This window comes from gamma proteobacterium symbiont of Scutellera amethystina, from assembly GCF_059730845.1.
Genome location: NZ_AP035935.1, coordinates 323737 through 348281, shown reverse-complemented (window position 1 = coordinate 348281; position 24545 = coordinate 323737). Strand labels below are relative to the sequence as shown.

At 59.5% G+C, this 24545-nt stretch carries 26 protein-coding genes; 9 read left to right on the top strand and 17 right to left on the bottom strand.

Annotation, left to right across the window (positions count from 1 at the left end; translation table 11 throughout):
* The first annotated feature begins 95 nt into the window (after positions 1 to 95).
* Positions 96 to 476 carry a type II toxin-antitoxin system RelE/ParE family toxin gene (locus tag AC6I79_RS01550; protein ID WP_233209873.1) on the top strand — a complete coding sequence of 127 codons (381 nt, stop codon included), beginning with the start codon at positions 96 to 98 and terminating at the stop codon, positions 474 to 476.
* Positions 454 to 777 (top strand): helix-turn-helix domain-containing protein, encoded by a 324-nt coding sequence (locus AC6I79_RS01545; protein WP_104189611.1) that lies wholly within the window; start codon positions 454 to 456, stop codon positions 775 to 777. The genes AC6I79_RS01550 and AC6I79_RS01545 overlap by 23 nt, the downstream gene beginning before the upstream one ends.
* Here the strand turns inward: AC6I79_RS01545 and AC6I79_RS01540 are convergent.
* The 3 genes from AC6I79_RS01540 to ppiA form a co-directional block, all read right to left on the bottom strand.
* A complete protein-coding gene (locus AC6I79_RS01540) occupies positions 769 to 1371 on the bottom strand; it encodes a putative adenosine monophosphate-protein transferase Fic (RefSeq protein WP_150059660.1) in 603 nt (200 codons plus the stop codon). The two genes, AC6I79_RS01545 and AC6I79_RS01540, sit on opposite strands and share 9 nt — an antisense overlap.
* Positions 1361 to 1531 (bottom strand): YhfG family protein, encoded by a 171-nt coding sequence (locus AC6I79_RS01535; protein WP_021507436.1) that lies wholly within the window; start codon positions 1529 to 1531, stop codon positions 1361 to 1363. Before AC6I79_RS01535 ends, AC6I79_RS01540 begins: the two co-directional genes overlap by 11 nt.
* Before the next feature lie 100 nt (positions 1532 to 1631).
* Positions 1632 to 2204, bottom strand: a complete 573-nt coding sequence (ppiA, locus tag AC6I79_RS01530) for a peptidylprolyl isomerase A (protein WP_021507435.1) — start codon at positions 2202 to 2204, stop codon at positions 1632 to 1634.
* A 261-nt stretch (positions 2205 to 2465) separates the two neighbouring features.
* Between ppiA and tsgA the strand changes: the two genes are divergently transcribed.
* The gene (gene tsgA / locus AC6I79_RS01525; protein ID WP_127834660.1) at positions 2466 to 3644 is read left to right on the top strand and encodes an MFS transporter TsgA; all 1179 of its coding nucleotides are present in this window, start codon (positions 2466 to 2468) and stop codon (positions 3642 to 3644) included.
* Positions 3645 to 3692: 48 nt separating this feature from the next.
* Here the strand turns inward: tsgA and AC6I79_RS01520 are convergent, their stop codons facing one another.
* Entirely contained in the window at positions 3693 to 4976 is a 1284-nt protein-coding gene (locus AC6I79_RS01520; protein ID WP_021507433.1) for a cytosine deaminase, read from the bottom strand.
* Between the two features lie 235 nt (positions 4977 to 5211).
* Here AC6I79_RS01520 and nirB point away from each other — a divergent pair, with 235 nt between their 5' ends.
* The 5 genes from nirB (at position 5212) to AC6I79_RS01495 (ending at position 10839) form a co-directional block, all read left to right on the top strand.
* Positions 5212 to 7752, top strand: a complete 2541-nt coding sequence (gene nirB, locus AC6I79_RS01515) for a nitrite reductase large subunit NirB (RefSeq protein WP_132466616.1) — start codon at positions 5212 to 5214, stop codon at positions 7750 to 7752.
* Positions 7749 to 8075 (top strand): nitrite reductase small subunit NirD, encoded by a 327-nt coding sequence (gene nirD, locus AC6I79_RS01510; protein ID WP_021507431.1) that lies wholly within the window; start codon positions 7749 to 7751, stop codon positions 8073 to 8075. Before nirB ends, nirD begins: the two co-directional genes overlap by 4 nt.
* A 30-nt stretch (positions 8076 to 8105) precedes the next feature.
* Positions 8106 to 8909: a nitrite transporter NirC gene (gene nirC / locus AC6I79_RS01505; protein WP_021507430.1), complete on the top strand. Its 804-nt coding sequence runs from the start codon at positions 8106 to 8108 to the stop codon at positions 8907 to 8909.
* 46 nt (positions 8910 to 8955) lie between these two features.
* The gene (gene cysG / locus AC6I79_RS01500; RefSeq protein WP_088517935.1) at positions 8956 to 10320 is read left to right on the top strand and encodes a siroheme synthase CysG; all 1365 of its coding nucleotides are present in this window, start codon (positions 8956 to 8958) and stop codon (positions 10318 to 10320) included.
* A 72-nt stretch (positions 10321 to 10392) separates the two neighbouring features.
* Positions 10393 to 10839, top strand: coding sequence for a hypothetical protein (locus tag AC6I79_RS01495; protein WP_058780174.1), 447 nt, complete (start codon positions 10393 to 10395; stop codon positions 10837 to 10839).
* A gap of 40 nt (positions 10840 to 10879) precedes the next feature.
* Here AC6I79_RS01495 and trpS read toward each other — a convergent pair whose 3' ends face one another.
* The 12 genes from trpS to pilM form a co-directional block, all read right to left on the bottom strand.
* Positions 10880 to 11884 carry a tryptophan--tRNA ligase gene (trpS, locus tag AC6I79_RS01490; RefSeq protein WP_058770971.1) on the bottom strand — a complete coding sequence of 335 codons (1005 nt, stop codon included), beginning with the start codon at positions 11882 to 11884 and terminating at the stop codon, positions 10880 to 10882.
* A gap of 15 nt (positions 11885 to 11899) precedes the next feature.
* Complete coding sequence (locus AC6I79_RS01485; RefSeq protein WP_021507426.1) at positions 11900 to 12577, bottom strand: phosphoglycolate phosphatase; 678 nt, start codon at positions 12575 to 12577, stop codon at positions 11900 to 11902.
* Entirely contained in the window at positions 12561 to 13244 is a 684-nt protein-coding gene (gene rpe, locus AC6I79_RS01480) for a ribulose-phosphate 3-epimerase (protein ID WP_021507425.1), read from the bottom strand. Before rpe ends, AC6I79_RS01485 begins: the two co-directional genes overlap by 17 nt.
* Positions 13245 to 13309: 65 nt before the next feature.
* Entirely contained in the window at positions 13310 to 14122 is an 813-nt protein-coding gene (gene dam / locus AC6I79_RS01475) for an adenine-specific DNA-methyltransferase (RefSeq protein ID WP_021507424.1), read from the bottom strand.
* Positions 14123 to 14218: 96 nt separating this feature from the next.
* Complete coding sequence (locus AC6I79_RS01470) at positions 14219 to 15247, bottom strand: SPOR domain-containing protein (protein WP_021507423.1); 1029 nt, start codon at positions 15245 to 15247, stop codon at positions 14219 to 14221.
* 94 nt (positions 15248 to 15341) lie between these two features.
* The gene (gene aroB / locus AC6I79_RS01465) at positions 15342 to 16430 is read right to left on the bottom strand and encodes a 3-dehydroquinate synthase (protein ID WP_058780177.1); all 1089 of its coding nucleotides are present in this window, start codon (positions 16428 to 16430) and stop codon (positions 15342 to 15344) included.
* A gap of 39 nt (positions 16431 to 16469) precedes the next feature.
* Positions 16470 to 16991, bottom strand: coding sequence for a shikimate kinase AroK (gene aroK, locus AC6I79_RS01460; protein WP_010617392.1), 522 nt, complete (start codon positions 16989 to 16991; stop codon positions 16470 to 16472).
* Positions 16992 to 17472: 481 nt separating this feature from the next.
* The gene (gene hofQ, locus AC6I79_RS01455) at positions 17473 to 18732 is read right to left on the bottom strand and encodes a DNA uptake porin HofQ (RefSeq protein WP_159378037.1); all 1260 of its coding nucleotides are present in this window, start codon (positions 18730 to 18732) and stop codon (positions 17473 to 17475) included.
* The gene (locus AC6I79_RS01450) at positions 18674 to 19054 is read right to left on the bottom strand and encodes a HofP DNA utilization family protein (protein WP_159378036.1); all 381 of its coding nucleotides are present in this window, start codon (positions 19052 to 19054) and stop codon (positions 18674 to 18676) included. Before AC6I79_RS01450 ends, hofQ begins: the two co-directional genes overlap by 59 nt.
* Positions 19044 to 19532 (bottom strand): HofO family protein, encoded by a 489-nt coding sequence (locus AC6I79_RS01445; protein ID WP_132466609.1) that lies wholly within the window; start codon positions 19530 to 19532, stop codon positions 19044 to 19046. The genes AC6I79_RS01450 and AC6I79_RS01445 overlap by 11 nt, the downstream gene beginning before the upstream one ends.
* Complete coding sequence (locus AC6I79_RS01440) at positions 19525 to 20067, bottom strand: PilN domain-containing protein (protein WP_058774995.1); 543 nt, start codon at positions 20065 to 20067, stop codon at positions 19525 to 19527. The genes AC6I79_RS01445 and AC6I79_RS01440 overlap by 8 nt, the downstream gene beginning before the upstream one ends.
* Positions 20067 to 20876 carry a type IV pilus biogenesis protein PilM gene (gene pilM / locus AC6I79_RS01435; protein WP_132466607.1) on the bottom strand — a complete coding sequence of 270 codons (810 nt, stop codon included), beginning with the start codon at positions 20874 to 20876 and terminating at the stop codon, positions 20067 to 20069. The genes AC6I79_RS01440 and pilM overlap by 1 nt, the downstream gene beginning before the upstream one ends.
* A gap of 148 nt (positions 20877 to 21024) precedes the next feature.
* On the opposite strand from pilM, the gene mrcA reads away from it, so the two are divergent.
* Complete coding sequence (gene mrcA / locus AC6I79_RS01430; RefSeq protein WP_031279687.1) at positions 21025 to 23574, top strand: peptidoglycan glycosyltransferase/peptidoglycan DD-transpeptidase MrcA; 2550 nt, start codon at positions 21025 to 21027, stop codon at positions 23572 to 23574.
* Between the two features lie 83 nt (positions 23575 to 23657).
* Here mrcA and nudE read toward each other — a convergent pair whose 3' ends face one another.
* Positions 23658 to 24224, bottom strand: a complete 567-nt coding sequence (gene nudE, locus AC6I79_RS01425; RefSeq protein ID WP_132466633.1) for an ADP compounds hydrolase NudE — start codon at positions 24222 to 24224, stop codon at positions 23658 to 23660.
* Positions 24225 to 24545 lie beyond the last annotated feature (321 nt).

The following is a 24545-nucleotide window of genomic DNA, read 5'->3' as shown; positions in this document are numbered from 1 at the left end:
AAAAAAGCAATGTTACCACCTTCGACCTCAATCCCCGCTAGCTGTCAAAAAAGAATCTGATTACTCTCGCACCAGGTGCTATATTCTGGAGAGTAATGATGTCAGTAACAAGCCGCGTATTTAAAACGAAATGGTTCAGCAAACAGGCTCAGCGCCACGTAATCGCAGACAGTGAGCTTTGCCAGGCCATTGTCGCAGTACAGAAAGGTCAGGCTGACAATCTGGGTGGAGGTGTTTTTAAAAAACGCCTGCAGCAGAATCGCGAACGCGCAATCATTCTGGCGAAAGGCGGCCGAAACTGGATATATACCTTTCTGTTTGCCAAGCAGGATCAGTCCAGTCTGAGCGAAAGCGAACTTACTGGCTTTCGTGAGTTAGCTAAGCACTATTCGCTGCTCTCTAATGAATCTCTTAATCGTCTGATTGCAGTAAAAGAACTGGTGGAGATATGCCATGACCGCAACGCGAAAATTTAAAAGCCCAGCCCTGGAGGCAATTCACAGTGCAGCAACAGGCCTGTTTGAAGCCGGAGCCCTGAATAAACAGAGCATGCGGGATTTTGACCAACGCTGTCTGGAAGAGGTTAAAGCGCTGGAGGCCGGAGATATCAAAGCGCTGCGCGAAAACCTTAACGTGAGTCAGCCCGTTTTTGCCCGCTACCTCAACACCAGCGTTTCCACGGTGCAGAAATGGGAGAGCGGAGTAAAACGCCCTGGAGGCATTTCACTCAAATTGCTCCACATCGTGCAAAAACACGGGCTGGAAATATTACTTTAGCGGTGAGGCCGGGCTCACCACTTTCGCAAACTGCGCATTGAGCGGCGCGAGATCGCCGCCGACGCCGGCGATGATGGCCTGGTGCCAGCTTTCAGGCTCCAGCGTATCCCAGTTCAGCAGATAGCCCGCGTGCAGCGCCAGCTGTTCGAAAAAGATGCGCTGTGCCCGCCCGTTACCGGCACGGAACGGATGCAGGACATAGATTTCACAGTAGTAATGCGCGATGCGTGCCACGAAGGTCTGCGGGTCGAGGTCGCACAGGCCCTCTTCCTCCTCCAGTGCGCTCATCAGCGCATTGCCCTCGTTCTCGATATACTCGCAGTGGCAATAGGGCGTGTCGTCGCGCCAGATGTCGATGGTACGCAGTTCGCCGGCCCAGCTGTAGATATCCTGAAACAGCGTGCGGTGAATGTGGCGCAGGTGCGGCAGGCCAGGCGTGGCCGGTCCGAGCGCCAGCGTGGCCAGCCGCGCCGCGCTGAATGCCAGCTCGGCTTTACGCAGCTGCGCCACGTCGTGAATTTCCAGCAGGTTTTTCAGCACGTCATCGTTGTGCCACAAATAGGGATCGCGCACCGCCAGGCTGTTATCCGCCATATTGCCTCCTCAGCGATGCCAGACGATCGTCCGCCTGGGCGCTCTCGACGGCTGGTTCATTCAGCGTATAACCGGCCAGTTTGCAGCTGGCCTGATAATTGGCCGCACGGGTTTGCTGCCACAACGTGATTTTCTGTTTTTCGGTGAGTTTGCTGCTCATAGCGCCTCCGGCAAGCAGGATGTGCCCTAAGTATAAGAGCAAATTTCAGCTTTGCCGGAGCGCGGCAGACGGCGCCACCCAGGGGTGGCGCGCAGAGGGATTACGGCAGGACTTTCGCGGAAGTGATAACAATCGGTTTTGACGGCACATTCTGGTATGGCCCGACATCTTTGGTCGGCACCTGGGCGATCTTGTCGATCACATCCATGCCTTTCACTACTTTACCAAACACCGCATAGCCGAAGTCGCGCTGGCCATGGTCAAGAAAAGCGTTGTCCGCCACGTTCAGGAAGAACTGGCTGGTGGCACTGTCTTTCTCAGCGGTACGCGCCATGGAAATGGTGCCACGCAGGTTGCGCAGGCCGTTATCCGCTTCGTTTTTGATCGGCGCGTTGGTCTGCTTCTGCTGCATATCCGCAGTGAAGCCGCCGCCCTGAATCATGAAACCCGGGATCACACGATGGAAAATGGTGTTGTTGTAGAAGCCGTTATTCACGTAATCCACAAAGTTTTTTACTGAAACCGGGGCTTTCTGATTATCCAGTTCAAGTTCGATATTGCCCGCAGAGGTGGTGAGCAGCACGTGCGTATCCCCTTTCGCCGCCAGAGCCGAAGCAGATACAGAAGAGAGCGCTAACAGGGCAACCGCCGCTGTCAAAGTACGTTTAAGCATGAAAGATTCCTTACCTTGGAGAGCAAGCTCAAAAACGAGATTGATTGTAAAGAGCATGTAATACAAGAGCCAGCGTTTTACCTATATTTACGCTGATGTTGCTATCGTCATACTTTTCCCGTCGCGCAATCATTTGCGTGACGAAAATCACACTATTAATGAAATATTTCTCGCACGTTTCACTGCTTGTTTATTACGATCACAGATCCATTTACAATTCATGACACTTTTTGCCACGTCGGCGCATCACAGGTTCAGAACATGACAAACCGTAATCGCATTGGCCTTACCTGGATCAGCTTTTTCTCCTATGCGCTCACCGGCGCACTGGTGATCGTTACCGGTATGGTGCTGGATAATATTGCCCGGTATTTCCAGCTGCCCATCTCCGAGATGAGCAACACCTTCACTTTCCTTAACGCCGGTATTCTGGCGGCGGTGTTCCTGAACGCCTGGCTGATGGTGATTGTGCCACTCAAGCGCCAGTTGATCTTTGGCTTTGTGCTGATGATCCTCGCCGTGGCCGGGCTGATGACCAGCCATAACCTCACGGTGTTCTCGCTGTGCATGTTCGTGCTCGGCGTGGTCAGCGGTATCACCATGTCGATCGGCACCTTCCTGATTACGCATCTGTACGATGGTCGCCAGCGCGGTTCCCGTCTGCTGTTTACCGACTCGTTCTTTAGCATGGCCGGCACCATCTTCCCGATTATCGCGGGCATTCTGCTGGCGCGCGCGCTGCCGTGGTACTGGGTTTACGCCTGCATTGGAGTGATCTATGTGGCGATCTTCATCCTGACGCTGATGGTCGAGTTCCCGGTACTGAAGAGCGAAGCCGCGGTGCAGGGCGGCGAAAAAGAGAAGTGGGGCATCGGCGTGCTGTTCCTGTCGATCGCGGCACTGTGCTACATCCTCGGCCAGCTCGGCTTCATCTCCTGGGTACCGGAATACGCCACCAAATCAATGGGCATGGATATCGCCGCCGCCGGTCAGCTGGTCGGTAACTTCTGGACCGCCTATATGGTCGGCATGTGGGCGTTCAGCTTCCTGCTGCGCTTCTTCGACCTGCAACGCATTCTGGTGGTGCTGGCGCTGCTGGCCACCGGCCTGATGTTCTGGTTCGTGAAAACCACCGATGCCAGCATGCTGCACTGGATCATTATGTCGCTTGGCTTCTTCTCCAGCGCCATTTACACCACCATCATCACGCTGGGCTCGCTGCAGACCAAAGCGTCATCGCCGAAGCTGGTGAACTTCATCCTCACCTGCGGCACCGTCGGCACCATGCTGACCTTCGTGGTCACCGGCCCGATCGTGGCGAAAGGCGGTGCCCACGCGGCGCTGTCCACCGCGAACGCGCTGTACGCGGTGGTGTTCGTGATGTGTGTGCTGCTCGGCTTTGTCACCAAACATCGCCAGCACGCTCACCAGACTGCCTGATCCCCGAGCGGCGCGAAGCCTCGCGCCGCTATTCCTCTTCCCGCTTCCTTAACGCCGAAACGTCACCGCTTCGCTAGCACCGAGATAAATTTCACTGCTTGCCGGCTGTGTGGCCGCCACCAGCACGCCCTTACGCAGCGAATAGCGCACCGGCACCTGACGGCGCAGCGCATCGAACCCGTTATCAGCAGGCAAAATAATCAGGCTGGCCGCGTTGCCCACCTGCACGCCATAATCCGCCAGCTGCATGGTTTTGGCACTGTTGTGCGTGATGAGTTGCAGACCGCTGTCGATCTGCTCATAGCCCATCAGCTGACAGACGTGCAGCCCCATATGTAGCACCTGCAGCATGCTGGCGGTGCCGAGCGGATACCAGGGATCGAACACATCATCATGGCCGAAGCAGACGTTGATACCCGCCTCCAGCAGCTCTTTCACCCGCGTCACGCCGCGCCGTTTCGGATAGCTGTCAAAGCGTCCCTGCAGATGAATATTCACCAGCGGATTGGCGACAAAGTTAATCTGCGACAGCTTCAGCAGGCGGAACAGCCGCGAGGTATAGGCGTTATTGTACGAATGCATCGCCGTGGTGTGGCTGGCGGTGACGCGCGCGCCCATGCCTTCGCGGTGCGCCAGCGCCGCCACGGTCTCGACAAAGCGCGACTGCTCATCATCAATCTCGTCACAGTGCACGTCCACCAGCCGGTCATAGCGCTGCGCCAGCGCAAACGCCTTGTGCAGTGATTCGACGCCATATTCGCGGGTAAATTCATAATGCGGGATCGCGCCCACCACATCGGCACCAAGGCGCAGCGCCTCTTCCAGCAGCGCTTCGCCGTTGGGATAAGAGAGAATGCCCTCCTGCGGAAAGGCCACGATCTGGATATCGATCCACGGCGCCATCTCCGCTTTCACCTCCAGCATCGCGGTTAAGGCGGTCAGCGTGGGATCGGACACATCCACGTGGGTACGCACGTGCTGAATGCCGTTGGCAATTTGCCACTTCAGCGTCTGCCGCGCGCGCTGCTTCACATCCTCATGGCTGAGCAGCGCCTTGCGTTCAGCCCAGCGCTCAATGCCTTCAAACAGCGTGCCGGACTGATTCCACGCCGGTTCGCCGGCGGTTTGCGTGGTGTCGAGATGAATATGCGGCTCGATAAACGGCGCGCTCGCCAGGCCACCGGCGGCATCCAGCGCATCCGGCTGGGCGGCCGCGTGCGGCGGCTGCGGAATAATGGCGCTGATGTTGCCGTGGCGAATTTCGATCTGCCATAAACCCGGTTGGCCTGCCAGGCGCAGGTTGTTTATCCACTTAAACGCTTGCTGGGTCATATCCTTCTCCGCTGAAAACGCAACATCTTAAGCTAGCACGAAAAACGGCCGCGCCGCTGGCAACTTTTCTGCCGCCATTGGGTAATTTTCAACCAAATAAAAGACTTAGATAAAAACGCTTAAAATCAGCAACATACCTCTAAATGGGTATATAAAGCCGCAGTTGATGTACGTCAATAAGCGCCAGAAACAGCGCGCTAAGGTAGGCGCAGATCCCGCAAATTTTGAGGCAAGCATGAGCAAGCACAGTGTCGTTATTATTGGCAACGGCATGGTTGGCCACCGCTTTATCGAAGAACTGATCGACAAAGCCGCCCCTGAGCAGTTCGCGATAACCGTTTTCTGTGAAGAGCCCCGCGTCGCCTATGACCGCGTCCATCTCTCCGCCTATTTTTCCCACCACACCGCCGAAGAACTCTCACTGGTGCGCGAAGGCTACTACGAAAAGCATCAGGTCAATCTGCTGCTCGGCGAGCGCGCCATTACCCTCAACCGTGAGGAAAAGCTGATTCACTCCAACACCGGTCGTGCGGTGCATTACGACACGCTGATTCTGGCCACCGGTTCTTATCCGTGGATCCCGCCGATCGCCGGCGCGGAGGGCAGCGACTGCTTTGTCTATCGCACCATCGAAGATCTCAACGCCATTGAAGCCTGCGCGCGCCGCAGCAAACGCGGTGCGGTGATTGGCGGCGGTCTGCTCGGACTGGAAGCGGCGGGCGCGCTGAAAAATCTCGGCATTGAAACGCACGTGATTGAGTTTGCGCCGGTGCTGATGGCGGAACAACTGGATACGCAGGGCGGCGAACAGCTGCGGCGTAAGATCGAACAGATGGGCGTGCAGGTCCATACCGGCAAAAATACCCGGCAGATTGTGCATCACGCTAAGGGCGGTAAAACGCTGGAGTTCGCCGATGGCAGCGCGCTCGACGTCGACTTCATCGTGTTCTCCACCGGCATTCGTCCGCAGGATAAGCTGGCGCAACAATGCGGCCTGGCGCTCGGCCAGCGCGGTGGCGTTGCCATCAACGATCGCTGCCAGACCAGCGATGCGGCGATCTACGCGATTGGGGAATGCGCCGCCTGGCAGGATCGGATTTACGGTCTGGTGGCGCCAGGCTACAAAATGGCGCAGGTCGCCAGCGATGCGCTGGTTGGGCGTGACAGCGTCTTTGCCGGTGCCGATATGAGCGCCAAACTCAAGCTGCTGGGCGTGGACGTCGGCGGCATTGGCGATGCGCATGGCCGCACGCCGGGCGCGCGCAGTTACATCTGGCTCGATGAACAGCAGCACGTGTATAAGCGCCTGATCGTCAGCGAAGACAACAAAACTCTGCTCGGCGCGGTGCTGGTGGGCGACACCAGCGACTACGGCAATCTGCTGCAGCTGGCGCTCAATCGCATCGCCTTACCGGAAAACCCGGCGCTGCTGATTCTGCCGGCGGGCAGCGGCGAAAAACCGGCGCTGGGCGTCGATTCGCTGCCGGACAGCGCGCAAATCTGCTCCTGCTTTGACGTCAGCAAAGGCGATATCGTTAACGCGGTGCAGGCGGGCTGCCACACCGTGGCGGCGCTGAAAGCCGAAACCCGCGCCGGTACCGGCTGCGGCGGCTGTATTCCGTTGATTACGCAGGTGCTGAACGCTGAGCTGAGCCGTCAGGGCATCGAAGTCAATCATCACCTGTGCGAGCATTTCGCCTATTCGCGCCAGGAGCTGTATCACCTGATCCGCGTGGAGGAGATCAAGTCGTTTGACGCGCTGCTGGCGAAGTATGGCCAGGGTTACGGCTGTGAAGTGTGTAAACCGACCGTCGGATCGCTGCTGGCCTCCTGCTGGAACGAATACATCCTCAAGCCGCAGCACACGCCGCTGCAGGACAGCAACGATCTCTATCTCGGCAACATCCAGAAAGATGGCACCTACTCGGTGATTCCGCGCACCGCCGGCGGTGAAATCACGCCGCAGGGGCTGATGACGCTGGGCGAAGTGGCGCGGCAGTACAACCTTTACACCAAAATCACCGGCTCACAGCGCATCGGCCTGTTTGGGGCGCAGCGCGACGACCTGCCGGCCATCTGGTCACAACTTATTGCCGCCGGCTTTGAAACCGGACAGGCTTATGCCAAAGCGCTGCGCATGGCGAAAACCTGCGTCGGCAGCAGCTGGTGCCGCTATGGCGTTGGCGACACCCTCGGCTTCGGCATTGAGCTGGAAAACCGCTACAAAGGCATCCGCACGCCGCACAAGATGAAGTTTGGCGTCTCTGGCTGTACCCGTGAATGCGCCGAAGCGCAGGGCAAAGATGTCGGCGTCATCGCCACCGAAAAAGGCTGGAACCTGTACGTGTGCGGCAACGGCGGCATGAAACCGCGCCACGCCGATCTGCTGGCGGCTGACCTCGACCGCGACACGCTGCTGCACTATCTCGACCGCTTCATGATGTTTTACATCCGCACCGGCGACCGCCTGCAGCGCACTTCGCTGTGGCTGGAGAGCATGGACGGCGGCATCGACTATCTGCGCAGCGTGATTATTGACGATCGGCTCGGCCTTAACGCGCAGCTGGAGCAGGAGCTGACGCGTCTGCGCGCTGACGTCCGCTGTGAATGGACCGCCACGGTTAACGACCCGCAGCAGCAGGCGCACTTCGCCACGTTTGTTAACAGCCCGCAGCGCGACCCGCTGGTGCAGCACGTCAGTGAACGCGAGCAGCATCGCCCGGCGCGTCCGGCGGAGCGCATCGCTATTACCCTGATCGAGGAGGCTGACGCATGAGCCAGTGGTACACCGTGTGTGAACTCACACAAATCCTGCCCGCTACCGGCGTGTGCGCGCTGGTTAACGGCCAGCAGATCGCCATCTTTCGCCCGCGCGACGATGCGCAACTGTACGCTCTGAGCAACATCGACCCGTTTGCTGAAGCCAGCGTGTTGTCGCGCGGCCTGATCGCCGAACACCAGCACACGCTGTGGGTCGCCAGCCCACTGAAAAAACAGCGTTTTCGCCTGAGCGATGGCGTTTGTCTGGAAGATGAAAGCCGCTCGGTGGCGAGCTATGCGGTGCGCGTCAGCAACGGCCAGGTCGAAGTCTGCGCCTGACAGAATTCCTTCACTTTATGAGACGTCACTATGTTTTCTGACACCCTGAACACCTGCGCCGCCAATGCGGCGCGCATTGTCCGCACCGCGCAGCACAGCCCGCTGGCCTTCTGGATTGGCTCGGCGATGGCCGGCGCTTATGTTGGCCTGGCGATCATCCTGATCTTCACCCTCGGCAACCTGGCGGACCCGGCGTATCGTCCACTGCTGATGGGCGCCACCTTCGGTATCGCTCTGACGCTGGTGATCATCGCCGGTTCCGAGCTGTTTACCGGCCACACCATGTTCCTCACCGTGGGCGTTAAAGCCGGCACCATCAGCCACGGTCAGATGTGGTGTGTGCTGCCGCAAACCTGGCTGGGTAACCTTATCGGCTCGGTGTTTGTCGCCCTGCTCTACTACTACGCCGCTGGTGCGCTGCTGCCGAACGCCGGTTCGCTGATCCACAGCGTGGCGCTGGCAAAAACCACGCAGACGGCGATGGCGCTGTTCTTTAAAGGCGCGCTGTGCAACTGGCTGGTGTGTCTGGCGATCTGGATGGCGGTGCGCAGCGAAGGGGCCGCGAAGTTCATCGCTATCTGGTGGTGTCTGCTGGCGTTTATCGCCTCCGGCTACGAGCACTCCATCGCCAACATGACGGTATTTGCGCTGTCGTGGTTTGGTCAGCACAGCGCCGACCTGACGCTGCGCGGCATCGGCCACAACCTGCTGTGGGTGACGCTCGGCAATATGTTCTCTGGCATGGTGCTGATGGGCCTCGGCTACTGGTATGCCACGCCGCAGGCGCAGCGCCCGCAGACGCAAGCCCAGGCTTCGCCGCTGAAATCGGTATAATCCCTTCCACAGCCCGCACCGTGCGGGCTTTTTTTCAGGATTCGTTATGGATTACTTTCCGCTGTTTTGTCGGCTGCAAGGCAAGCGTTGTTTACTGGTTGGCGCAGGCGATGTGGCTGAACGCAAAGCGCGTTTGCTGCTGGAGGCCGGCGCAGAGCTGTACGTCGGCGCGCGGGATTTTTCCCCGGCGTTTCAGCTGTGGGCTCAACAGGGAAAAGTGACGTTACTGCACGGCGCCTTTGCCGATGACTGGCTGGATGAATGCTGGCTGGCGATTGCGGCCACCAGCGATGATGCCGTCAATCAGCAGGTGGCTGACGCCGCCGAACAGCGCCGCCTCTTCTGTAACCTGGTGGATGCGCCGCAGCAGGCCAGCGCCATTATGCCGTCGATCGTCGACCGCTCGCCGCTGATGATCGCCGTCTCTTCCGGTGGCCGCGCGCCGGTGCTGGCGCGTCTGCTGCGTGAGAAACTGGAGGCGATGCTGCCCCAGCATCTCGGCGAACTGGCTGCGCTGGCGGGCTCACTGCGCGAGCGCGTGAAGCAGCATTTTAGCGCCATGGCGCCACGCCGCGCCTTCTGGGAGCGCTTCTTTGCCAGCGATCGGCTGGCCCAAACGCTGGCCAACGGCGATCGGGCACGCGCTGCCGCGCAGGTCGATGCCTTGTTTGCGGCGCCGCTGACGCAGCAGGGCGAAGTCGTGCTGGTCGGCGCCGGGCCGGGTGATGCCGGTCTGCTAACGCTGAAAGGGTTGCAGGCTATCCAGCAGGCTGATGTGGTGGTGTATGACCGGCTGGTGTCGGAGCCGATTCTTAATCTGGTGCGGCGCGATGCCGAACGCCTCTTCGTGGGTAAACAGGCGGGTCATCACTGCGTGCCGCAGGAACAAATCAACCAGCTGCTGCTGGAGCAGGCGCAGCGCGGCAAGCGTGTGGTGCGTCTCAAGGGCGGCGATCCCTTTATTTTTGGCCGCGGCGGCGAAGAGCTGGAGGTGCTGGCGCAGCATAACATCCCGTTCAGCGTGGTGCCGGGCATCACCGCCGCCTCCGGCTGTGCCGCCTACAGCGGTATTCCCCTCACCCACCGCGACCATGCCCAGAGCGTGCGCTTCGTCACCGGCCATCTGCAGCAGCACGGCGAAATGGAGTGGGGCAAACTGGCGGCGGAGCAGCAGACGCTGGTGTTTTATATGGGCCTCAGCCAGGCGGCCGACATTCAGCAGCAGCTGTTACGGCACGGGATGGACGCAGCGATGCCGGTGGCTATCGTGCAGCACGGCACCACGCCGCAGCAGCGCGTCGCCTGCGCCACGCTGCAGGAGCTGGCGACGCTGGCACAGCAGTTTGCCAGTCCGGCGCTGATCATTGTGGGCCGCGTGGTCAGCCTGCGCACGCAGCTGCGCTGGTTCTGATGCGGTAAATTACTGTACAGCGCTGCGCTTTGCCGCCAGACTGAGCAGCCAAATCAATCACAAGGAGTTTCCATGCGCATTATTTCTCTGGCCGCGGCGCTGCTGATGCCGCTGAGCGTGGCGGTGAGTGCCGCCCCGGTAACGTGGTCATCGGTCACGGGCGAATGGCAGGTGGTTGCCGTGACGCCGAAAAAGGAGAACGGCCAGATTTACATCAAAAACGATCCGCAGTTTATGGGCGCGCGCGTGGCGTTTAAACCCAATGCGATCAGCTGGACGCGCGGCACTGCCGAACGCGGCATCAATCCGGCGACCGACAATTGCCAGGGAAAACCGCGCCTGAGCGCCGCCAGCGGGGCCGGACAGGATCGTGATTTCAGCTTTCGCTATGGCTTCAACGTGCATTGTGGCAATCAGGCGTGGGGACCGGCACCGGGCGCGGTACTGAGCGTGCTGGCCGACGGCAATGCGCGGCTATTCTGGGATGGCGCAGAGCTGACGCTGCATCGGGTGAAGTAAAGCCTGCGGGGCGCGTTGTGCTGCGCCCCGGCAAACCGGCTTATGGCTGCGCCACGAAGCCTACGGCGTCATACACTTTCTTCAGCGTTTCCTGGGCATGCGCACGGGCTTTCGCTGCGCCATCGCGCATCACCTGGTTGAGGAACGCTTCGTCATTGCGGAAACGATGATAGCGCTCCTGCAGCTCAGTCAGCATCTCAGACACAGCATCTGCCACCGCGCCTTTCAGGTGACCATACATTTTGCCTTCGAACTCCTGCTCCAGCTGCGCAATCGACTTACCGGTCACGCCTGACAGGATATCCAGCAGGTTAGACACGCCCGCTTTCTCTTTGATGTCGTAACGCACCACCGGCGGCTCTTCCGAGTCGGTCACTGCGCGCTTGATCTTCTTCACCACCGATTTGGTGTCTTCCAGCAGACCAATCACGTTGTTACGGTTATCATCGGATTTCGACATCTTCTTCGTCGGCTCCAGCAGTGACATCACGCGCGCGCCGGACTTCGGAATAAACGGCTCAGGAATTTTAAACACGTCGCCGTACAGCGCATTGAAGCGCGCGGCGATATCGCGGCTCAGCTCAAGGTGCTGCTTCTGATCTTCGCCGACCGGTACCTGGTTAGTCTGATAGAGCAGAATATCGGCCGCCATCAGCACCGGATAATCGAACAGACCGGCGTTGATGTTCTCTTCGTAACGTGCCGATTTGTCCTTGAACTGCGTCATGCGGCTCAGCTCGCCGAAGTAGGCGTAGCAGTTCAGCACCCAGCTCAGCTGCGCGTGCTCCGGTACGTGCGACTGCACGAAGATGGTGCTTTTTTCCGGATCGATACCGCAGGCAAGGTACAGCGCCAGCGTATCCAGCGTGGCTTTGCGCAGCGCGGCCGGGTCCTGACGAACGGTGATGGCGTGCAGATCGACGATGCAGTAAATGCAGTGGAAATCATCCTGCATCTGCACCCACTGACGCAGCGCACCCATGTAGTTGCCAATGGTCAGTTCACCGGAAGGCTGGGCGCCGCTGAAAACGATGGGTTTGCTCATGTTATGTCCTGATAATCACAGCCCGAGAACGGGCAAAAGTTCGCTAAAAGTATCGAGAGTTAAATCGGGCTGGCTGGTGGCAATCGGCTCACCGTAGTTGTAGCCGAAGGTCATCGCAACGTTTGGCACGCCCGCCGCCTGGGCAGCGAGAATATCATTGCGCGAATCACCGACAAACAGCAATTGTCCTGGAAGCACGCCGAAACGGCCGAGAACGAGGAAAATCGCCGCCGGATGTGGTTTTTTCACCACCACATCGTCGCCGCCGATGATCAGAGAAAAGTAGTCGGCAATGCCGAGCGACTGCAGCAGCGGAGCAACAAACGGTGTGGGTTTGTTGGTGACGATGGCCAGCGGCAGACCGCTGGCGTGCAGCGCGGCCAGCGTCTCCTGCACCTGTGGAAACAGCGTACTGCCGGCTTCCACCGTTGCGGCGTAATGTTTGTCGAACAGCGCACGCGCGTCGCGCTGCTCGTCGGCCTGCGGCTCACGGCCCAGCGCCCAGCTGAGCGCCCGCGCCATCATGATGTCCGCACCGTTGCCAATCCAGGTCGAGACGCGCTCAACGCCCGCGGGCGGCAGCTGCAAATCGGCCAGCGCCAGATCGATCGCCTGTGCCAGGCCTGGCGCGCTGTGCACCAGCGTGCCATCGAGATCGAACGCCAGCGCGCGGATATCAGTGAAATGAGCCATTAACTTTCTCCAGTTCGCTGCGCATCTCATCGATCACCTTCTTGTAATCCGGATGACCGAAGATCGCCGAGCCGGCAACAAACATATCAGCCCCGGCCGCCGCGATCTGACCGATGTTATCGATTTTCACGCCGCCATCCACTTCCAGACGGATTTGATAACCGCTCTGGTCAATGCGACGACGCGCTTCGCGCAGTTTATCCAGCGTGCCCGGAATAAAGGACTGGCCGCCGAAGCCTGGGTTGACCGACATCAGCAGAATGATGTCGAGCTTATCCATCACGTAATCGAGATAGCTGAGCGGCGTTGCCGGATTGAACACCAGACCGGCTTTACAGCCGTGCTCTTTGATCAGCTGCAGCGTACGGTCAACGTGCTCGCTGGCTTCGGGATGGAAAGTAATGAAGCTGGCACCCGCTTTGGCGAATTCCGGGATCAGCGCATCGACCGGTTTGACCATCAGATGCACATCGATGGGCGCGGTGATGCCGTAATCGCGCAGCGCTTTCAGCACCATTGGCCCCATGGTCAGATTGGGAACATAGTGGTTGTCCATCACATCGAAATGCACCACGTCGCCACCCGCTTCCAGCGCTTTAGCGGTATCTTCGCCCAGGCGGGCAAAATCAGCGGCAAGGATTGATGGGGCCAGTAAAAATTGTTTCATCCGAATCTCCCAATTTTGTGCGCCAGCCGGAGCTGGCGTGATGCGTTGGTCGCGGACGAAACAGGCTAGCGGAAAAGCGCCAGCAGTTCGTCAACCTGAGTGCGACCACTTATGCTTCGGCTGATGGAACGCCGGGCTTTAACTACGTGTAAATCCGCATGCTGATACCACTCGCGCGTCAGCAGGGTATCGTGGTTTGAAATCAGTACCGGGATGCGGCTCTCCTGCGCCAGCTTACTGGCCAGTTCCGCCAGATGCTGCTGCTCACGCAGGCTAAAGCTGTTGGTGTGGTAAGCGGTAAAATTAGCCGTCGCCGACAGCGGCGCGTACGGCGGATCGCAATAAACCACTGAGCCTGCAGGGGCGTTGCCCAGAGTAACATCGTACGATTCACAGACAAAGGTGGCTTTTTGCGCGCGCTCGGCGAACCATAACAGTTCGGCTTCCGGGAAGTACGGCTTACGATAGCGGCCAAAGGGCACATTAAATTCACCGCGCAGGTTGTAACGGCACAGGCCGTTGTAACCGTGGCGGTTAAGATAAAGAAACAGCACGGCGCGCTGATAGGTATCCGTGCTGGCGTTGAACGCCGTACGCTGGGCGTAATAGGTTTCCGCCGTATTGCCGCTGGCGCTGAACAGCTGGCGCGCGTCTTCAATAAACGAGGCGGTGCGCGTTTTAACGATATTGTAGAGATTGATCAGATCACCGTTGATGTCCGCCAGGTGATAACGGTCATAATCGGTGTTGAGGAATACGGAACCGGCGCCGACAAAAGGTTCGATTAAACAATCACCTTGTGGCAGATGACGACGGATATCGTCAAGCAGCGGGTATTTCCCTCCGGCCCATTTCAGGAAAGCGCGATTTTTCTTCATGCTGTCGTGGCTATTACATCTTAATTATTGGCTGTGGCGAAACCGACAGCAGATCTGCGCTTAGAACGGGGCCGCAGCAGCGCGGCCCCACATCACTTACTGGCTCTCTTTCTTCACCTGGCTGAGCGGTTTAACCCACGGGTTCGCCGCACGCACTTCCGCCGGCAGTGAAGCTACTGCACGTTTGGCTTCGGCCGGTGTGGCATAAGCGCCGCTCACCAGCACGTACCACGGCTGGCCGTTACGCGTGGTTTTATACACGTGATAACCGCTCAGATTCTGTTTCTTCGCCCAGGCGTTCAGGCTCGCTTCTTTCGACGCACCGCTCAGCTGCAGCGTGTAGTTGCCGCCCGATGGCAGCGACTTGCTGGCACCGCCACTGCTGGCCGGTGCGCTGTTGTGCGCGGTGGTGGTGTGCGTTTTGTTCTCTTTCACTGCGGCCGGTTTGCTGGCAGCCGGGGTTTTGTGGCTGCTGCCGCTGCTGGCACCGAGGCTGCGCGGTGGCGTCTCAGCGCGTACCGCCGGCGGCGTGACCGCTTTGCCGGCGCTGCCGCTGACCGTTGCCGGTGCGGTAGGCAGCGAACTGTTGCCCTGTGCGCCCTGCGCCGCGGCATCAACGGAACCCTGCTGATTATTCAGCGCGGTATTGAGATCGCCCGGCAGCGTTACGCGTTGCTGGTTGGCCGGTGTGTCAACCGGTGCTGCCTGAGTCGGCGTGGAGGAGACAGACGGCATGGAGATTGGCTGACCGTCACTGCCAGCGGGTGCGGCGTTACCGGCGGTATTCTGCGGCGCACTGCCCTCAGCCGACGGCGTGGCATTCTGCTGGCCGCTCATGGCGGTTGAACCTGACAGGTCGATATTCTTTTCACTACCGCCGCCAGCCGGTGCCGCGCTACCGGTGCTGGCGCTGTTGCTGGCCGGTTTCTTCTCGTCCGGGCCGGTCAGCGCGGAGCCAATGCCCAGCACCAGAATCAGCAGCACCAGAATGCCGATGCCCATCATCATATGCTGACGGGAAACCGGTACTTTCGCTTTCGGCGCAGAAGACGATTTGCGAGGCCGCGTGGGACGGCGGTCACTGGCGTCAGGTTTTAACTCGTCTTCCGGTTTGAACTCATCCATTTAGCCTCCTCCATAAAACGGCACGCTTCCCACGTGCCGCATCACTGCTCACTGTTCCCCCGCCGGACAGCAGCCCGACGTAGTCCGGGGATAATCAAGATACTTTGCAATCGTTAATCGCAGCCAGCACCATATCATGCGCCACGCCGCCACGCACTTCGGAGCGGCCAATAGCGAGAGGCAGCACCAGACGCAGCTCGCCGCCGAGCACTTTTTTATCGCGCATCATGTGCGGCAGATAGGCTTCTGCCGTCATGCTGGCCGGGCCGTTAACCGGCAGGCCAGCACGCTGCAGCAGCGCAATAATGCGGTCAGTATCGGCAGCGCTGAACTGACCCAGACGCTCAGCGGTGCGCGCCGCCATCACCATGCCCGCCGCGACCGCTTCACCGTGCAACCAGTTGCCGTAACCCATATGCGCTTCAATCGCATGACCAAAGGTATGACCGAGATTGAGCAGCGCACGCAGGCCGGTTTCACGCTCGTCGGCCGCCACCACGTCGGCTTTCAGCTCGCAGCAGCGGCGAATGCAGTAAGCCATGGCAGTGTTATCCAGCGCCAGCAGCGCATCAAGATTCTGCTCCAGCCACTGGAAAAATTCACCGTCGAGAATGATGCCGTATTTGATCACTTCCGCCAGACCGGAGGCCAGCTCGCGCGGCGGCAGCGTAGTGAGGCAGTCGGTATCAACCACCACCGAAGCCGGCTGGTAGAAAGCACCGATCATGTTTTTACCGAGGGGATGGTTCACCGCAGTTTTGCCCCCAACCGAGGAGTCAACCTGCGACAGCAAGGTGGTCGGCACCTGAATAAAGCGTACGCCGCGCTGGTAGCTGGCAGCAGCAAAGCCGGTCAGATCGCCAATCACGCCACCGCCCAGCGCAATCAGCGTGGTGTCACGGCCGTGCGGCTTCTGCAGTAGCGCGGTGAAAACCTCGTCCATCACCGCCAGCGTTTTGTACTGCTCACCGTCGGGCAGAATCACCTGATCCACTTTCACCCCGGCGTTGCTCAGCAGCGTCGCGAGTTTGTCCAGATAGATCGGTGCCAGCGTCTGATTCGTCACCAGCATGGCATTGTCGCCGGCTTTCAGCGGCCAAAAAGAAGCCGGATCGTTAAACAGTCCGGCAGCGATGGTGATGGGGTAACTGCGATCCCCCAGTGAGACAGTGATCTTCTCCATGATGACCGATACCTATTGCTGAGCCCTCAGGGTGCTGGATTAATTTTTTTCCAGCATGTTGATGATCTGATTGGCGACAACTTTTGCACTTTGATCGTCAGTGCGAATGGTGACGTCAGCGATCTCTTCATAAAGCGGATTACGTTCGCCAGCCAGCGCTTCCAGTACTTCGCGCGGCGGTTCGTCAACCTGCAGCAGCGGACGCTTTTTATCACGCTGAGTGCGGGCAAGTTGCTTTTCGATGGTGGTTTCGAGGTAGACGACCACACCGCGGGCGGAGAGACGATTACGGGTTTCACGGGATTTGACGGAGCCGCCACCGGTCGCCAGGACAATGCCCTGTTTCTCGGTCAGCTCGTTGATGATTTTCTCTTCACGATCGCGAAAACCGGCTTCGCCTTCCACATCAAATACCCAGCCTACATCCGCTCCGGTACGTCGCTCAATTTCCTGATCGGAATCGAAAAATTCCATATTGAGTTGCTGAGCTAACTGACGACCAATAGTGCTTTTGCCGGCACCCATCGGCCCAACCAGAAAGATATTGCGTTTCTCTGCCATTTTGTCGGTATTACTAAGAATTCGTTGATGATACCCCGCGTTCAGCACATTGCTGGCGGGACAGGAACTGAGACCTCATGAGCGTTAGCAAGAGTCAGACGGAAAATTATCTCAACACTCATGGCCGTTTGGCAACCGAATAAATTGCCCCCGGCGACCTTCAAACAGGACCGGTCTGTGGTTCGCGAGACGGTAACGCTCTTCCTTTTTTGCCATCCTTGTGCGCGCTACAGGTGCGCTGGCTGGGCCTGTCGCTCCCGACAGCTTACCTGCGTAAACTGTGGAATTGGTGCCGTTGCTGACGTCCTGTACCACCCAAAATTCGGGCATATTTCTTTCGATGCCAGTATCGCTTGTCACTGACACCCGCCGGAAGGTTATCCTGCCGCGTTCCGTTACACCGTTTTAAAATCGCTAAACCTTGTATGCTAATTCCTGCCCTGCGTCAACGCAGTTGGTCATATGGAGCGAATTTTCCGCTTTATCCGGCGGTAAGCGCTGCTTCCCTGACCAGTCGCGGCGTGATGAAGATCACCAGCTCACGTTTTTTGCGCTCGTCGGTCTGCTGACGAAACAGACTGCCGAGCAGCGGCACCTCGCCCAGCCACGGCACGCGCTTTTCGCCCTGGGTGCGCTGCTGCTGGAAAATACCGCCCAGCGCCAGCGTTTCACCGTCGCGCAGCGTCACCTGAGTGGCAATTTCCTGCTTATCAATGCTCAGCACCTGACTTTCCCCCATCGTCAGGCTGCGACCCGGCATGTTCTGGCTCAGCCGCAGCGTGAGCTGAATGCGCCCGTTGCCCAATACTACTGGCGTCACCTCCATGCCCAGCACCGCCTCTTTGAACTCAATCGCCGTCGCACCGCTGTTACCGGATTTCACCTCGTAGGGAATTTCGGTGCCCTGCTTGATGGTGGCGGTCTGCTGGTGTGAGGTAAACAGCCGCGGGCTGGCGATGATTTCGATCTGGTTCTCCTGCTCCAGCGCGCTCAGCTCCAGGTTAAGCAGTTCGCCACTCATCGGTCCGAGCGTGATGCCGGCGCGTATCGCCGGATTGCTCACCGTCAGCGGCACCAGCAGCTGCGGATTGCGCAGCGCCCCGGTGACGACATCGCCGGGTGCGGTGCTCCAGCTGACGCCGAGCTCGCGCAGATGCTCTTCATTGATGGTGACAATGTGCGCTGACAGCTCCACCTGCTCCAGCGGCAGATCCAGCGCCTGCAGCCAGCGCTCGGTGTCGCGCAGCGCCTGCGTGCTGTCCCGCAGTAACAGGCTGTTGGTACGACTATCCACCGTCACGCTGCCGCGCGGCGTCATCAGCGAGCGTTCCGCCTGCAGGCTGCGGTAGACATCGCTGGCGCTGGCGTAGTGCAGCGTGACGGTGCGCTGCTCAAGCGGCGCCTGCAGCTGCTTCTCTTCACGCTCCGCCTGTGCCTGCTGTGCCTGTCGCTGCTGCCAGCTCTCCGGATAGACCAGCAGCACACCCTCCTCCTGGATCACCGTGAGTTTCGCCAGCCGCGTGACCAGCGCCAGTGCGCGCTCCCAGCCGACGTTATCGAGTCGCAGCGACAGCCGCCCCTCGACGCCCGGCGCGATCAGCAGGTTGGTTTGCTGATAGTCAGCCAGCGCCTGCAGAATGCGCTCGACCGGCGCATCATCAAATACCAGGCTCAGGGGCTGATCAGCGGCGTGCAGCGGACTGCTCAGCGCCAGCCACAGCAGCAGCGTCATCCTTTTCATAAAATCCTCCTTTTATTACCCATGTGATGTGCTGCGGCGGACAGCTCTGCGTGGCGCTCAGTACCAGCGTATGTGCACTGAGATGGGTCACCTGCCACGGTGCCACCGGAAAAGCAGCCGGTGCACTCAGCCGCTGACGTTTGCCCTGCGGTGAAACCAGCCAGGCCACAAAGTGCGGCGCGCGACCAATGATGCCCTGTAAGCGCCAGCCCTGCGGCACGGCAGCGGGGACCTGACACTGGCTGGCAGCCAGCGGCTGGAACGGATCGCGCGCCAGCGCCCAGCTGCTGCACAGCAGTAACACCAGTGCGCTACTCCGCATCGTCACTCTCCAGCCAGAACTCGCTGTGTAACACGCCCTGCTCCGCCTGCAGCTGAAAACGCTGTGGCACCGCTAACGCCGTCGCAGCCAGCCCGCTGAACAGCGGCAGAAACTGCGGCCAGCTCAGGCGCAGCGCCAGCTGCTGTGGCTGATTGTCCGGATGCCAGGCCTCGAGCTGATTGCCGCGCGCTGCCACCAGTTGCTCTAACGATACGGACGCCGCCGTTGCCGCTGGCTGCAGCGTTGCGATCTCCGCCTGGAGCTGTTCGATGGCCGGTCGCTCGTCCAGCTGCTGTTGACGTTGCTGGTGCTGCTGCGCCAGTTGTGACAGCTGCTGTTGCAGCGTGCTGAACTGCTGCTGCTGCGGACGCAGCAGCAGTAGCCACGCCAGCCCGAATAGCAGCAGCGCCAGCAGTTGCAGGCTGGCTATTCGCCACGTCAGTGCCAGCTGCAGCCAGCGCTGGATGAGTTCATTCATCGGTCGCCTCCTGCAGCCGGGCGCGCAGCGCGAAGCGGTAATCCCCCTGCGCCTGACGCTGTACGCTGCCCTGCTTCACCGCCGCAAATAGCGGTTGCGTCTGCAGCTGCTGGCGGAACGCGCTGACATCAGCCAGGCTCTGCGCCAGACCGTCCAGCACCAGTTGCCCCTGTCGCCGCTCCACGCGACTCAGCCACAGCGTCTCCGGCATCAGTGCGGGCAGTTGCTGCCAGAACTGCTGCCAGCGTTGATGCTGCTGCAGCCGCTGTTGCTGCGCCTGCTGCCTGCGTAACAGATCATCCCGCTGCGCCATCAGCGTTTGCTGTTGCGCCAGCCGCTGCTGTATCTGCTGGAGCTGCATGGTCATATCGGCCTGCTGCCGGGCTGCCTGCTGGAGCCGCTGTTCAGCGCGCCACCACAGCAGCAGCGTGAGTAACAGCGTTACCAGCAGCACGACAACCAGCAACGCCACGCTGTGCTGGCGGCGTAGCAGCAACTGCTGTGCCCGCCACGGGAGCAAATTGACCGCCAGCATCAGTAATCCTCCGGACGTAGCGCCAGGCCTAGCGCAATCGCCAGCGCGCCCGCCTCTGCCGGTAGTGGCGGTTGCAGATAATGCAGCAGCGCCAGCGGCTTGCAGCGCTGCACTTCCGCCTCCGGCAACGCCTGCGGTGAGGTGCAGAACACCGTTTGTGCCTGGGGAAAGGTGTCACGCAGATGGGCGAGCGTCAGAGATTCGGTCGCCGCGCCGCAGGCGCTATTTTCGCCGGCCAGCGTCCACAGCCAGTGGTCGCTGAGCGGATGGATCAGCAGCTGATGCGGGCGCAGCGGAACGCGCATGGCGATCTGCGTCAGCGCCAGACTGCTCAGCTCAAACACGTCGGGGCGCAGTCCGGCCTGCTGCAGCGGCGCCAGCCACTGGGCGATGACGTCACGGCGCGCAGCGGTGACGTGCAGCTGGCTGGCGCTGCCGCCCAGCCGGTAATCCAGCGACAGCGAGGCGGCTTCGACCGGGAACAGGCGTGATGCGGACGCGTTAACGTAGCGGCTGAGCGCCGGCTCGCGTAACGAGGTCTCTGGCAACGGCAGCGTACGCTGCAGCACCAGCTGCGGCGGCAGGCCAACGCGCAATGAGTAGCGCCTGGGTAAATGACGCTGCCAGCGCACCAACATCTCCTGTAACACTGGCGAGGTTTGCAACACGCCGTTGCGTAACGTATCGTGCGGCAGCGGCTGCTGCCACCAGTGTCGCAGCTGCCATCCGTGACGGCGTCGTTCAATGCCAAGGGCGCAGAGTTGCCCGTTCTGGATGTCCAGTCCAATTTGCCAGCGCTGAAAAGCCATGCGCGCGATCTCCTTATCGTTACAGGAAAAAGGATGATTACCCGCATTGCATGAAGAATGACGGGTATATCAAAGCGTCAGGCTTGCCTTTATACTACCGCGCGATTGTTTATAAACTGCCCAAACGCCAACAGATGGGAATTCTCAGGTGAAGTTCGTAAAGTATTTATTGATCCTTGCAGTGTGTTGCATTTTGCTGGGAGCCGGCACGGTTTATGGTTTGTACAAATACATAGAGCCGCAGCTGCCTGATGTGAACACATTGAAAGATGTGCGCCTGCAAACCCCGATGCAGGTTTACAGCGCGGATGGCGAGCTGATCGCCCAGTACGGTGAAAAGCGCCGTATCCCGCTCACCCTGCAACAGATGCCGCCTGAGCTAATCAAAGCGTTTATCGCCACCGAAGACAGCCGCTTTTATGAGCATCACGGCGTCGACCCGGTGGGGATTTTCCGCGCCGCCAGCATCGCGCTGGTCTCCGGCCACGCCTCGCAGGGCGCCAGTACCATTACGCAGCAGCTGGCGCGTAACTTCTTCCTTAGCCCTGAACGCACGCTGATGCGTAAAATCAAGGAAGCCTTCCTGGCGATTCGCATCGAGCAGTTGCTGAGTAAGGATGAAATCCTTGAGCTTTATCTGAATAAAATCTATCTCGGCTATCGCGCTTACGGCGTCGGTGCGGCGGCGCAGGTTTACTTCGGTAAACCGGTCGATCAGCTGTCACTGAGTGAGATGGCGATGATCGCCGGCCTGCCGAAAGCGCCGTCGACCTTTAACCCGCTCTATTCCCATGCCCGTGCGCTGGCGCGCCGTAATGTGGTGCTGGCTCGCATGCTGGATCAGAACTACATCACGCAGCAGCAGTATAACGACGCGCGCAACACACCGTTGACCGCCAGCTATCACGGCCCGGAAATTGCCTTCTCTGCACCGTATCTCACCGAGCTCGTGCGTCAGGAGATGGTGAAACGCTACGGCGACAGCGCCTATGACGATGGCTACAAGGTGTATACCACCGTGACCCGCCATCTGCAGGAAGCCGCACAGCAGGCGGTGCGTAACAACGTGATGGCGTACGATATGCGTCACGGCTACCGCGGCCCGACCAACGTGCTGTGGAAAGTGGGTGAAGCCAGCTGGGATCACACCCGCATCGTCAATACGCTGAAAAATCTGCCGGTCTACGGTCCGCTGAATGCCGCCGTGGTCACCAGCGCCAGCGCCGACGAAGCCACCGCCATGCTAAAAGATGGCAGCAGCGTTTCGCTGACCTTAGCCGGCGTGCGCTGGGCGCGTCCGTATAAATCCGACACCCTGCAGGGCCCGACGCCGCGCAGCGTCACTCAGGTGCTGCAGGCTGGCCAGCAGATTTGGGTACGTAAAGTCGGGGATGCATGGTGGCTGGGACAGGTGCCGCTGGTGAACTCGGCGCTGGTGTCGCTTAATCCGGAAGACGGTGCGGTACGCGCGCTGGTGGGCGGTTTTGACTTCAACCAGAGTATGTTCAACCGCGCCACCCAGGCGCTGCGTCAGGTCGGCTCGAACATCAAGCCGTTCCTGTATACCGCCGCCATGGACCGCGGCCTGACGCTGGCCTCCATCCTCAATGACGTGCCGATTTCACGCTGGGATGCCGGTGCCGGCGCAGACTGGCGACCAAAGAACTCGCCGCCGACTTATGCGGGTCCGATTCGTTTACGCCAGGGGCTGGGTGAGTCGAAAAACGTGGTGATGGTGCGCGCGATGCGTGCCATGGGCGTTGATTACGCCGCTGAGTATCTGCAGCGCTTTGGCTTCCCGGCGCAGAATATTATCCATACCGAGTCGCTGGCACTGGGCGCCGCATCCTTCACACCAATGCAGGTGGCGCGCGGCTATGCGGTGATGGCTAACGGTGGCTTCCTGGTCGATCCTTACTTCATCGCGAAGATCGAGAACGAACAGGGCGGCGTGATTTTCCAGGCGCAGCCGAAGATCGCCTGCCCGCAGTGCAATCTGCCGGTGATCTATGGCGACACCAAAAAGTCGGTGGCGCTGAATGAAGAGAGCGTGGAAAACGTCGCCACCTCGAATCAGCAGCAGAATCAGACCGTGCCGCAGCCCGAGCTGGAGCAGGTACCGGCGCAGCCGCAGCCGGCCGGCGATCAGCAGTATGCGCCGCACGTAATCAACACGCCGCTGGCGTTCCTGATCAAGAGCGCGCTGAACTCTAACATCTTCGGTGAACCGGGCTGGATGGGAACCGGCTGGCGTGCCGGTCGCGATCTGAAGCGCAACGATATCGGCGGCAAAACCGGTACCACCAACAGTTCCAAAGATGCCTGGTTCTCCGGTTATGGTCCGGGCGTGGTGACGTCGGTGTGGATTGGCTTCGATGATTCGCGCGCGCTGGGACGCACCACGGTATCGGGTGCGATTCCGGATCAGATCTCCGGCTACGAAGGCGGCGCGAAAAGTGCGCAGCCGGCATGGGATGATTACATGAAAGTGGCGCTGGATGGTGTGCCGGTGCAGCCGCTGACACCGCCGGACGGCGTGGTGACGGTGACCATTGATCGCAGCACCGGCAAGCTGGCCAACGGTGGCGGCAACACCCGTCAGGAGTACTTCATCAACGGCACCCAGCCGACCGAATATTCGGTGCATGATGTGGGCACCACTATTATGGACAACGGTGAAAGCCACGAACTGTTTTGATCAAAAAAGCCGGGGGAAATCCCCGGCTTTTTGTTTTTACCCCGTGCGGCTTTCCGCGCCTTTTATTGCGCCGCCAGGTGTCCTCAATAACTCAACCGCCCCTGCTTCACCAGCCACTCACGCACCATGAACAGCGCGCTGACGTTACGCGCCTCGCGAAAATCCGGCTCTTCCAGCAGCGCCAGCAGATTGCTGAGCGGCCAGCGGCGTACAATCAGCGGCTCCGGCTCATCCCCTTCCAGCTTCTCTTCGAACAACCCTTCAGCTACCACGATATTCATCTTGCTGGAGAAATAGGACGGCGCCATGGTGAGTTTGCCCAGCGCTTCCAGCTGGTGCGCGCCAAAGCCCACTTCTTCTTTCAGCTCACGGTTGGCGGCTTCAAAAACGCTTTCACCCGGATCGATTAAACCTTTCGGGAAGCCCAGCTCATAGGTTTCCAGTCCGACGGCGTACTCCTGGATCAGGATCACGTCATCGCCAATGATCGGCACAATCATCACCGCTTCACGATCGGAGGGCTTCATGCGCTCATAGACGCGACGCGCACCGTTGCTGAAGGCGAGATCAACCGCTTCGATGGTAAACAGGCGGGAGCGGGCCACCGCTTCCACGTTGAGGATGTCAGGTTTTTTCAGGGGAGTGGTCATATCAGCCTCAAACTTAGCACAGCCTTGTGAACGCGATGACGTCAGCATACCGAAGCCCGCGGCATTGTGCGACACGCAGCGCAGGTCAATCATGGTGACATACATTTGCCCGCTGCCGCTAACAACTTCTTGTTATCTGCACAGTAAGATTTTCACAATAAGTCAACGGGGTAGCAGCAAATTCGGATAATACCGATGTTTAATTGAGGGGCTTGTGAGTACCATCCCGTTAAGGAATAATCTAACAAATTTATAATACAATGATTTTGCGCGGTATTTTGTTTCATTTGCCTCTTGTCAGAATGACTTCTGCTCGCCAAA

Bases quoted from the DNA above. Each gene is read 5' to 3' on its own strand.
- AC6I79_RS01550 (WP_233209873.1), top strand. From the start codon at position 96: ATGATGTCAGTAACAAGCCGCGTATTTAAAACGAAATGGTTCAGCAAA.
- AC6I79_RS01545 (WP_104189611.1), top strand. From the start codon at position 454: ATGACCGCAACGCGAAAATTTAAAAGCCCAGCCCTGGAGGCAATTCAC.
- AC6I79_RS01540 (WP_150059660.1), bottom strand. From the start codon at position 1,371: ATGGCGGATAACAGCCTGGCGGTGCGCGATCCCTATTTGTGGCACAAC.
- AC6I79_RS01535 (WP_021507436.1), bottom strand. From the start codon at position 1,531: ATGAGCAGCAAACTCACCGAAAAACAGAAAATCACGTTGTGGCAGCAA.
- ppiA (WP_021507435.1), bottom strand. From the start codon at position 2,204: ATGCTTAAACGTACTTTGACAGCGGCGGTTGCCCTGTTAGCGCTCTCT.
- tsgA (WP_127834660.1), top strand. From the start codon at position 2,466: ATGACAAACCGTAATCGCATTGGCCTTACCTGGATCAGCTTTTTCTCC.
- AC6I79_RS01520 (WP_021507433.1), bottom strand. From the start codon at position 4,976: ATGACCCAGCAAGCGTTTAAGTGGATAAACAACCTGCGCCTGGCAGGC.
- nirB (WP_132466616.1), top strand. From the start codon at position 5,212: ATGAGCAAGCACAGTGTCGTTATTATTGGCAACGGCATGGTTGGCCAC.
- nirD (WP_021507431.1), top strand. From the start codon at position 7,749: ATGAGCCAGTGGTACACCGTGTGTGAACTCACACAAATCCTGCCCGCT.
- nirC (WP_021507430.1), top strand. From the start codon at position 8,106: ATGTTTTCTGACACCCTGAACACCTGCGCCGCCAATGCGGCGCGCATT.
- cysG (WP_088517935.1), top strand. From the start codon at position 8,956: ATGGATTACTTTCCGCTGTTTTGTCGGCTGCAAGGCAAGCGTTGTTTA.
- AC6I79_RS01495 (WP_058780174.1), top strand. From the start codon at position 10,393: ATGCGCATTATTTCTCTGGCCGCGGCGCTGCTGATGCCGCTGAGCGTG.
- trpS (WP_058770971.1), bottom strand. From the start codon at position 11,884: ATGAGCAAACCCATCGTTTTCAGCGGCGCCCAGCCTTCCGGTGAACTG.
- AC6I79_RS01485 (WP_021507426.1), bottom strand. From the start codon at position 12,577: ATGGCTCATTTCACTGATATCCGCGCGCTGGCGTTCGATCTCGATGGC.
- rpe (WP_021507425.1), bottom strand. From the start codon at position 13,244: ATGAAACAATTTTTACTGGCCCCATCAATCCTTGCCGCTGATTTTGCC.
- dam (WP_021507424.1), bottom strand. From the start codon at position 14,122: ATGAAGAAAAATCGCGCTTTCCTGAAATGGGCCGGAGGGAAATACCCG.
- AC6I79_RS01470 (WP_021507423.1), bottom strand. From the start codon at position 15,247: ATGGATGAGTTCAAACCGGAAGACGAGTTAAAACCTGACGCCAGTGAC.
- aroB (WP_058780177.1), bottom strand. From the start codon at position 16,430: ATGGAGAAGATCACTGTCTCACTGGGGGATCGCAGTTACCCCATCACC.
- aroK (WP_010617392.1), bottom strand. From the start codon at position 16,991: ATGGCAGAGAAACGCAATATCTTTCTGGTTGGGCCGATGGGTGCCGGC.
- hofQ (WP_159378037.1), bottom strand. From the start codon at position 18,732: ATGAAAAGGATGACGCTGCTGCTGTGGCTGGCGCTGAGCAGTCCGCTG.
- AC6I79_RS01450 (WP_159378036.1), bottom strand. From the start codon at position 19,054: ATGCGGAGTAGCGCACTGGTGTTACTGCTGTGCAGCAGCTGGGCGCTG.
- AC6I79_RS01445 (WP_132466609.1), bottom strand. From the start codon at position 19,532: ATGAATGAACTCATCCAGCGCTGGCTGCAGCTGGCACTGACGTGGCGA.
- AC6I79_RS01440 (WP_058774995.1), bottom strand. From the start codon at position 20,067: ATGCTGGCGGTCAATTTGCTCCCGTGGCGGGCACAGCAGTTGCTGCTA.
- pilM (WP_132466607.1), bottom strand. From the start codon at position 20,876: ATGGCTTTTCAGCGCTGGCAAATTGGACTGGACATCCAGAACGGGCAA.
- nudE (WP_132466633.1), bottom strand. From the start codon at position 24,224: ATGACCACTCCCCTGAAAAAACCTGACATCCTCAACGTGGAAGCGGTG.